This is a genomic window from Arsenicicoccus sp. UBA2120, assembly GCF_002330965.1.
In the GTDB taxonomy this organism is placed as follows: domain Bacteria; phylum Actinomycetota; class Actinomycetes; order Actinomycetales; family Dermatophilaceae; genus Arsenicicoccus; species Arsenicicoccus bolidensis.
In genome coordinates this window covers 42,354-50,513 of the sequence record NZ_DCYC01000086.1, presented here as the reverse complement: position 1 = coordinate 50,513, position 8,160 = coordinate 42,354, and the positions used below count along the sequence as shown (strand labels likewise).

The following is an 8,160-nucleotide window of genomic DNA, read 5'->3' as shown; positions in this document are numbered from 1 at the left end:
CATCGCCGGCTTCGTCAAGGTCGCGGACGCCATGCTGTCCCTCGGCGTCATCTGACCCGGCCATCAGGTCGCTGGGCCGCCCAGTCCTTCCCGCGGGCCCGCCGGGAGGCGGGCGAGCCGGTACGGTGGGCGCCGTGACCACCCCCACCACGCCCAGCCGCCCCGCTGCAGCACCGTCGTCCCACCGCTGGTGGCAGGCCTCCCCGCCCGCCAACCTCGCCGCCGTCGCGCCCGAGGTCGCCCGCCGCACCCCCGCCAAGGTGGTGGCCCGCAGGCGCCGGGGCAAGGAGTGGCACCCGGTCACGGCCACCCAGCTGGCGGCCGAGATCGCCCAGCTGGCCAAGGGATTCGTCGCCGCGGGGGTGCAGCCGGGGGACCGCGTCGCGATCATGAGCCGCACCCGCTACGAGTGGATGGTCGTCGACGTCGCGCTGTGGACCGCAGGGGCGATCCCGGTCGCGGTCTACGACTCGTCGTCGGCCCCGCAGCTGGAGTGGATCCTTGAGGACTCCGGCGCGGTGGGTGTCGTGGTCGAGGGTCGTGACGGGGTCGCGATGGTCGAGCAGATCGCGTCACGGCTGCCCGACCTGGTCCACCGCTGGAGCATCGACGACGCCGACGGCGCGACGAGCCTGGACTCCCTCGGGACCCGCGCGGCCGCGGTCGAGGACGCCGAGCTGGACCGTCGCCGCGAGGCGCTCACCCGCGACGACGTCGCCACCTTGATCTACACCTCCGGCACGACCGGGCGCCCCAAGGGGTGCGAGCTGACGCACGACAACCTCCTGCGCGAGGCGGAGCTGGCGGTCGGGCGGCTGCCCGAGCTGTTCGACGGCGAGGACGCCTGCTGCCTGTTCTTCCTGCCGATGGCGCACGTGCTGGGGCGGCTCATGGAGGTGGCCTTCCTGCTCGACGGCACCACCGTCGGCCACAGCGACCCCGGCCGCGTCACCCTCGACCTCGCCACGCTGCGCCCGACCTTCACGGTCGCCGTGCCGCGCATCTTCGAGCGCATCTACGACGGCGCGCAGCGCAAGGCCACCAAGGACGGCAAGGGTCGCATCTTCGACGCGGCCACCGCGACGGCGATCCGCTGGAGCAAGGCGCGCGAGGCCGGCCGCGTCGGCCCGATCCTGGCGGCGCAGCACGCAGTGTTCGACCGCCTCGTCTACGCCAAGATCCGCGAGCTCTTCGGCGGGCGGGTGCGGTATGTCGTGAGCGGGGGCGCGCCCCTGGGGGAGCGGCTCGGCCACTACTTCCACGGCATCGGCGTGACCGTGCTCGAGGGCTATGGCCTCACCGAGACGACGGGCGCGGCGACCGTCAACACCGCGGCCGAGATGCGCATCGGGTCCGTGGGGCGGCCGCTCCCGACCTACGACGCCCGGGTCGACGCCAAGGGCGAGCTCCTCGTCCGGGGCCGCCACGTCTTCCGCGGCTACTGGCACAACCCCGAGGCCACCGCCGACGTGCTCGACAGTGACGGATGGTTCCGCACCGGCGACCTCGCCCGCATCGACGAGGACGGCTACGTCCACATCACGGGTCGGGTCAAGGAGATCATCGTCACCGACTCCGGCAAGAACGTCTCGCCCGCACCCCTCGAGGACGTCATCCGCTCCCACCGGCTCGTGTCACAGGCCGTGGTGGTGGGCGACGCCCGGCCCGCGATCGGGGTGCTGATCACCCTCGACGAGGAGGCGGTCGCCGAGTGGCTGCGCGACCAGGGACGCCCCGAGGTGCCCGTCGCCGAGCTGGTGGACGACCCGGCCCTGCGGGCAGAGCTGCAGCGCGCGGTCGATGCCGCCAACGCGACGGTGTCCCACGCCGAGCGGATCGCCCGCTTCGGCATCCTGCCGGTTGAGCTGACCGAGGAGGGTGGGCACATCACCCCCACGATGAAGCTGCGCCGGGGTGCGGTCACCTCGCAGTTCGCCGACCAGATCGACGCGCTCTACCGCCGCGGCTGACGGCCCGCGCGGCGACACGCAGTGCCATGACGTATGCCGCAGGGTGATCGCGGCCCCCGTCTGGCGCTGCCAACCTGTGAGGTGTCTCCGCATCTGCGGCCTGACCCCAACCCTACCCTCACGTAAGGGTAGGGTTGGGGCTGTCGTCATGCCCGCCGTCCACCGCCTAGGAGCCACCGCCGTGACCCGGTCCAACGCCTTCCGGCCCCCGTGGGACGCACCCCAGCCCCAGCCGGCCGAGCCCATCGCCTCCGATGCCCGTGTCCCCGCCGAGCGCCGCTGGGTCGAGTGGCTCGCCCGCCGTCACCCGATCGTCGACGTCCTGCGCGAGGACCGACAGCGCAACGACGGCATCTCGTCGCCGGGATTCCAGGCCGTCGCGTCGCAGCGGCTGGCCCGGTGGGCGGCCTCCGCGGAGGCCCCGCGATGGGCGCGAGGACCGGTGGGTCGCGCCGCTCGTGCGGGGCAGTGGGTGGCCCGGTCCGTCTACGGCATCGAGATCCCGGCCGAGGTGAGCCTCGGTCGTCGCGTCCGGGTCGCCCACCAGAGCGGCATCGTCGTGCACCGCGACGCGGTGATCGGTGACGACGTCACGCTGCGGCAGAACGTCACGATCGGCCTGCACCGCGACGACGTCGAGGACCAGGCCCGCAACGTGCCGACGATCGGGGACGGCGTCTCCCTCGGCGCGGGCGCCGTGGTCGTCGGACCGGTCGACGTGGGTGCCGGTGCTCGGGTGGGCGCCAACGCCCTGGTCACCGAGGACGTGCCGGCCGGGGGCAAGGCCGTGCTGCCCAAGGGCGTCGTGACCGGCCCGGACCGGCTGGCCGCGACGCCGCGCGCCTCCTGATCCCGGGCCGCTCGCGCGGGCGCCGATCCGATCAGGACGTCAGGCCTTGGCGCGAGCCGTGGCCTGTCCGAGGCGCTGACCCAGGTGCTTGGCCGCCGACAGCCGCTGCTCGATCTCGGCCAGCGCCGTCGTGACGTCCGACCGGCACTCGGCGACGGTGGCCACGTCGTCGTCGGTGCCCTCGCCGTTCTCCAGCGCGAGGCAGGCGTCGACGATCGGGCGGATGCGCTCCAGCGGGAGGCCGATGATCTTGAGGTCCATCACCAGCCGCAGCCGCTCGACGGCCTCGGCGCCATAGATGCGGAAGCCGCCGTTGGTGCGTCCGCGGGGCGTCACGAGCCCCAGGTCCTCGTAGTGCCGGATGGACCGCAGGCTGAGCCCCGTGAGGTCGGCGACGTCCCCGATGTGCAGGGGACGGTCGGGGACAGGCCCGGACAGGGGCGAGATCAGCATCGAGGACTCCGGGACGTGGCTGGCAGGGTGGCTGGCTAGGAATCCTAGCCGTCGTCAGCCCCAGACCCCCGACGATCCCCGGCGGTGGCTGTCGACCAGGTGGGTGTCGACGATGCCGATGGCCTCCATCAGCGCGTGCATCGTCGTGGGTCCGACGAAGGTGAATCCCTTGCGCTTCAAGGCCTTCGACAGGGCCAGGGACTCCGGTGTCGTCGTGGGGAGCTCGGCCAGGGTGCGCGGGGCGGGGGTGGAGGCCGGCCGGTGGGCCCAGACGAGCTCGGCCAGCCCGCCCTCCGCGCGCAGGGTGACGGTGGCGCGGGCGTTGGTGATGGTCGCCTCGACCTTGCGGCGGTTGCGGACGATCCCGGCGTCGCCCATCAGCCGTTCGACGTCGCTCTCGCCGTAGGCCGCGACCGTGTCGGGGTCGAAGTCCGCGAAAGCGCTGCGGAACGCCGGTCGCTTGCGCAGGATCGTCGACCACGAGAGGCCGGACTGGAAGGCCTCGAGGCTCAGCCGCTCGAAGACCCCGCGCTCGTCGCGGACCGGCATCCCCCACTCGGTGTCGTAGTAGTCGCGCAGCAGCGGGTCGGTGGCCGCCCACGGCGGGCGCGCCAGGCCGTCCTCACCGATCACGATCTCGCTCAACGACTCTCCTCAGGGGCCGGTATGCCGGTCCGCCGGCGTGGCAGCGGCGGACTCCATCGCCAGCAGCCACTGCTTGGCCTCGGCCCCACCACGATAGGCGCCGCTCGTGCCGTCGCTGCGGACGACGCGGTGGCAGGGCACGAGGATGGGCACGGGGTTGGTGGCGCAGGCCGTGCCCACCGCCCGCACCGCCCCGGGGCTGCCGGCCGCGGCGGCGACCCCGGCGTAGGACCGCGTTGCGCCATACGGGATCTCGCGCAGCCGGTCGAGGACGTCGCGGCGAAATCCCTTGGCGAGCGCCAGGTCCGCGGCGACGTCGAAGTGGTCGCGGCGCCCGGCGAAGAAGTCGTCCAGCTCCCGGGCGACGTCGTCGAGCGTCGAGCCTGCCGGCAGCACGCGCGGGCCCAGGCGCCGGGCGAGGTCGTCGACCACCGCGTCGAACCCCTCGTGCGCGAAGGCGACCCGGGCGACCCCTCGCGGCGTCGCCGCCACCAGCAGCGGCCCGACCGGGCTGTCGATCGTGCGGTGACGCACGTCCAGGGTCCCCTCGAGCAGGGCGCGGGAGGACAGGGCCGCGGTGAGCCGGGCGAGGTCGGCCGTCTCGTCAGCCTGGCCCGTGGCGTCGGCTCCGGCCTCCAGCAGCGTTCGCAGGTCGGTCATCTCGGGTCCTCGTCTCGGTCGTCGTTGGCCAGCAGGGGATAGGTGCGCCGCAGCGCCGCGATGCCGTCGGCGCAGGCGCGGCGGGTGGCGGCCGGCGTGCTGCCGAGGATGACGGCGACCTCGGCGTGCGGGATCCCGGCGAGGTGGTGGTAGGCCACCGCCTGGCGCTGCCGGTCCGTCAGGGTGGCCAGGGCGGCCCACAGGTCGGGGTCGTGGTCGTGCGGGTTCCCGTGGCGCGCAGGGCGGTCCGGGACGTGCTCGGTCGGGGTGCTGCGAGCGGCCTTGCGCACCAGGTCGATCGCCTTGCGGTGCGCGATCGTGACGAGCCACGCCTCCACGTTGGCGTCCGCGTCGAGCCGCGGCCAGGCGCGCAGGGCCGCGAGAAAGGTCTCGGACCAGGCGTCCTCGGCCTCGACCGGCCCCACCACGGCCCGGCAGACCCGCAGGACGGTGGCCCCGTGGGCGGTGACCACGTCCTCGAAGGGCTCGCTGCGCGGCATACGAGATCGGCTGCCGCTCAGAAGAGCCGGCCGGTCACGGACGCCGCCGGCTCCTCGTGCGCGAGCAGCCAGCGCTTGCGCTCGAGCCCCCCGGCATAGCCGGTCAGGGAGCCGTCGGACCCGATGACGCGGTGGCACGGGACGACGATGGAGATCGGGTTGGCGCCGTTCGCGTTGCCGACCGCCTGGGCCGCGCCCGGCTGGCCGAGAGCCCGGGCGAGCTGCCCGTAGGACCGCGTCTCGCCGTAGGGGATCTCGCGTAGCTGCGCCCACACGCGCTGCTGGAAGCCGTCCCCGGGGGGAACCGTGGCGAGGTCGAAGGTCGTCCGCTCGCCGCCGAAGTACTCACCCAGCTGGGTTCGTGCCCGGGTGAGCAGCGGGTCCTTGTCCGCCCGCTCGCCGTGCTCGGTGACGGCCGGAGCGCGCCCGTGCCGCTCGAAGTAGAGCGCGATCAGGGCGTCGTCCTCGGCGACCGCGGTCAGCGGCCCGACCGGGCTGTCGATGATCGTGTGGCGACGCATGCTGCTCCTCGGGCTGGGGCTCATCACACACCGTAGACGCCCCGACCCCCCGATCCGTGAGCCCTCACGCCCGATAGGTCTGGGCGACGCCGTGCCAGGCCAGCTCGGCCAGCTGGTGCGTGAGCTCGGCGCGCGTCAGGCGGGTCGCGGGATCGGCCGCGAGCCAGTCGTCCGCGCAGGCCTGCACCGATCCGACCAGCGCCACGGCCCAGACGTGGGACACCGCCGGGGTGGTCGCCTCGTCGAGGGTCGCGGCCACTGTGGCCGCCACCTGGCTGGTGATGCCGGGGACCGGGTCGTCGTCGAGGGGGCCGTCGACCAGCGGACGTCGTATGACGAAGCGGTACAGCTCGGGGTCGCGCTCCACCAGGCGCAGGTAGGCGTCGATCACGGACTCCAGCACCTCGCGCTGCGACGCGTCGGCGTCCAGCGACGAGCGGACCCGCCCCACGATCTGCCCCTCGACGCGCTGCGCCACGGCGCGGTACAGGCCGGTGCGGTCCTCGAAGTGCCGGTAGATCACGGTCTTGCTGGTCCCCGCCTGGGCGGCGATGTCGTCGAGCCCGACCCCCGCGCCGTGCTGCCGGATCGCGCGGACGGTGTGGTCCACGAGCTCGACCCGTCGCTGCCGGCGGTGCTCCTCCCACCGGGATGCCCGCCCGTCGACGCGTCCGACGCCGTCGCCAGGGTGGGGAGTGTCGCTCGTCATACGCCAGAAATTATCAGGTGATCAAGGTATCGGGTACTCAAGGTATCGGTTAGATTGGCAACAGCGTCAGACCCATCTCGCACAGGAGCACCCATGACGACCACCCGTCGCGTCGCCGTCCTCGGCGGCAACCGCATCCCCTTCGCCCGGTCCAACGGCGCCTACGCCAAGGCCTCCAACCAGGACATGCTCACCGCCGCGCTGGACGGGCTCGTCGCCCGCTACGGCCTCGCGGGCGAGCGGCTCGGCGAGGTCGCCGCCGGCGCGGTCATCAAGCACTCGCGCGACTTCAACCTCACGCGTGAGTCCGTGCTCGGCACCCGGCTGTCGGCGCAGACCCCGGCCTACGACCTGCAGCAGGCCTGCGGCACCGGTCTCGAGGCCGCCATCCTGGTCAGCAACAAGATCGCCCTCGGGCAGATCGAGGTCGGCATCGCCGGCGGCGTCGACACCACCTCGGACGCGCCGATCGTCATCAGCGAGGGCCTGCGTCGCAGCCTGCTGTCCGCCATGCGCGCCAAGACCCCGATGGCCCGCGCCAAGGCCTTCGCCGGCCTGCGCCCCCAGCACCTGGCCCCCGTCGCCCCGCAGAACGACGAGCCCCGCACCGGCCTGTCGATGGGCGAGCACATGGCCCAGACCGCCAAGCGCTGGGGCATCACCCGCGAGGCGCAGGACGAGCTGGCCGCCGCCTCGCACCACAACCTCGCGGCGGCCTACGACCGCGGCTTCTTCGACGACCTGATGACGCCGTTCCTGGGCCTCACCAGGGACAACAACCTGCGGCCCGACTCCTCGGTCGACAAGCTCGCCACCCTCAAGCCGGTCTTCGGCAAGGGCGAGGGCGCCACCATGACCGCCGGCAACTCCACCCCGCTCACCGACGGCGCCTCGGCGGTGCTCCTCGCCAGCGAGGACTGGGCGCGCGAGCACCGCCTCGAGCCCCTCGCCTGGTTCGTCGACGGCGAGACGGCGGCCGTCGACTACGTGCAGGGTGACGAGGGCCTGCTCATGGCCCCGGCGTATGCCGTGCCCCGCCTCCTGGCGCGAAACGGACTGAGCCTGCAGGACTTCGACTTCTACGAGATCCACGAGGCCTTCGCCTCCACGGTGCTGTCCACGCTCAAGGCCTGGGAGGACAAGGACTTCTGCCGGGAGCGGCTCGGCCTGGACGCGCCGCTCGGCTCGATCGACCGCAGCAGGCTCAACGTCAACGGCTCGTCGCTCGCGGCCGGCCACCCCTTCGCGGCCACCGGTGGTCGCATCCTCGCCAGCCTGGCCAAGATGCTGCACGAGCGGGGCTCGGGCCGCGGCCTGATCTCCATCTGCGCGGCCGGTGGCCAGGGCGTCGTCGCGATCGTGGAGGCCTGAGATGGCTGACCAGTACTCCGACTTCATCAACACGCCCTTCGGCAAGAACGTCGCCAAGCGGCTCGGCCTGCCCGCCCCCGTGCGCCTGCGGCGCTACGAGCCTGGCCAGATCCTCTGCGAGTCACCGGTGCTCGTGACGGGGACGGGCTCGTATGTCGCCAGCGTGCGCTCCCTGCTCACCAATGCCGCTGTGTCCGTGGTGGACTCGCTGGAGGAGCTGGGCGACGGCCGCCTCGGTGGCGTCGTGCTCGACCTGTCGGACGCGCGTCACCCCTCCGACCTCGCCGTGCTGCGCGAGCTGGGCGCCCCGGCCGTCAAGCGGCTCGGTCGCAACGCCCGCGTCGTCGTGATCGGCACGGACCACACGCAGCTCAGCGACCCCGTGCAGGTGGCGACCCAGCGCGCCCTCGACGGGTTCACCCGCTCCCTGGCCAAGGAGCTGCGCGCCGGCGCCACGGCCAACCTCGTCCTCGGGCCGGTC

At 73.3% G+C, this 8,160-nt stretch carries 9 protein-coding genes and 1 pseudogene; 4 read left to right on the top strand and 6 right to left on the bottom strand.

All coding sequences use genetic code 11. The features are described from left to right. Positions 1-134 precede the first annotated feature (134 nt). Together B2P18_RS14740 and B2P18_RS14735 are read left to right on the top strand one after the other, a co-directional pair. A complete protein-coding gene (locus tag B2P18_RS14740) occupies positions 135-1,970 on the top strand; it encodes an AMP-dependent synthetase/ligase (protein ID WP_286959100.1) in 1,836 nt (611 codons plus the stop codon). 181 nt (positions 1,971-2,151) lie between these two features. Beyond that, entirely contained in the window at positions 2,152-2,820 is a 669-nt protein-coding gene (locus B2P18_RS14735; RefSeq protein ID WP_029211496.1) for a serine O-acetyltransferase, read from the top strand. Positions 2,821-2,859: 39 nt separating this feature from the next. Here the strand turns inward: B2P18_RS14735 and B2P18_RS14730 are convergent, their stop codons facing one another. The 6 genes from B2P18_RS14730 to B2P18_RS14705 form a co-directional block, all read right to left on the bottom strand. Further along, a complete protein-coding gene (locus B2P18_RS14730; protein ID WP_286961394.1) occupies positions 2,860-3,273 on the bottom strand; it encodes a MerR family transcriptional regulator in 414 nt (137 codons plus the stop codon). Positions 3,274-3,327: 54 nt separating this feature from the next. Next, positions 3,328-3,918: a DNA-3-methyladenine glycosylase I gene (locus B2P18_RS14725; protein WP_286961393.1), complete on the bottom strand. Its 591-nt coding sequence runs from the start codon at positions 3,916-3,918 to the stop codon at positions 3,328-3,330. 9 nt (positions 3,919-3,927) lie between these two features. Next, positions 3,928-4,578: a methylated-DNA--[protein]-cysteine S-methyltransferase gene (locus tag B2P18_RS14720; RefSeq protein WP_286961392.1), complete on the bottom strand. Its 651-nt coding sequence runs from the start codon at positions 4,576-4,578 to the stop codon at positions 3,928-3,930. After that, on the bottom strand, positions 4,575-5,078 hold the full coding sequence (locus tag B2P18_RS14715; protein ID WP_286961391.1) for an RNA polymerase sigma factor: 504 nt from the start codon (positions 5,076-5,078) through the stop codon (positions 4,575-4,577). The genes B2P18_RS14720 and B2P18_RS14715 overlap by 4 nt, the downstream gene beginning before the upstream one ends. A gap of 17 nt (positions 5,079-5,095) precedes the next feature. Continuing rightward, positions 5,096-5,599 carry a methylated-DNA--[protein]-cysteine S-methyltransferase gene (locus tag B2P18_RS14710; RefSeq protein WP_286961390.1) on the bottom strand — a complete coding sequence of 168 codons (504 nt, stop codon included), beginning with the start codon at positions 5,597-5,599 and terminating at the stop codon, positions 5,096-5,098. A 64-nt stretch (positions 5,600-5,663) separates the two neighbouring features. After that, positions 5,664-6,308, bottom strand: coding sequence for a TetR/AcrR family transcriptional regulator (locus B2P18_RS14705; RefSeq protein ID WP_286959096.1), 645 nt, complete (start codon positions 6,306-6,308; stop codon positions 5,664-5,666). 93 nt (positions 6,309-6,401) lie between these two features. Here B2P18_RS14705 and B2P18_RS14700 point away from each other — a divergent pair, with 93 nt between their 5' ends. Both B2P18_RS14700 and B2P18_RS14695 read left to right on the top strand, forming a co-directional pair. After that, positions 6,402-7,679 carry an acetyl-CoA C-acetyltransferase gene (locus tag B2P18_RS14700; protein ID WP_286961389.1) on the top strand — a complete coding sequence of 426 codons (1,278 nt, stop codon included), beginning with the start codon at positions 6,402-6,404 and terminating at the stop codon, positions 7,677-7,679. A 1-nt stretch (position 7,680) separates the two neighbouring features. Next, positions 7,681-8,160 (top strand): annotated as a pseudogene (locus tag B2P18_RS14695) (short chain dehydrogenase); the annotation flags it as partial.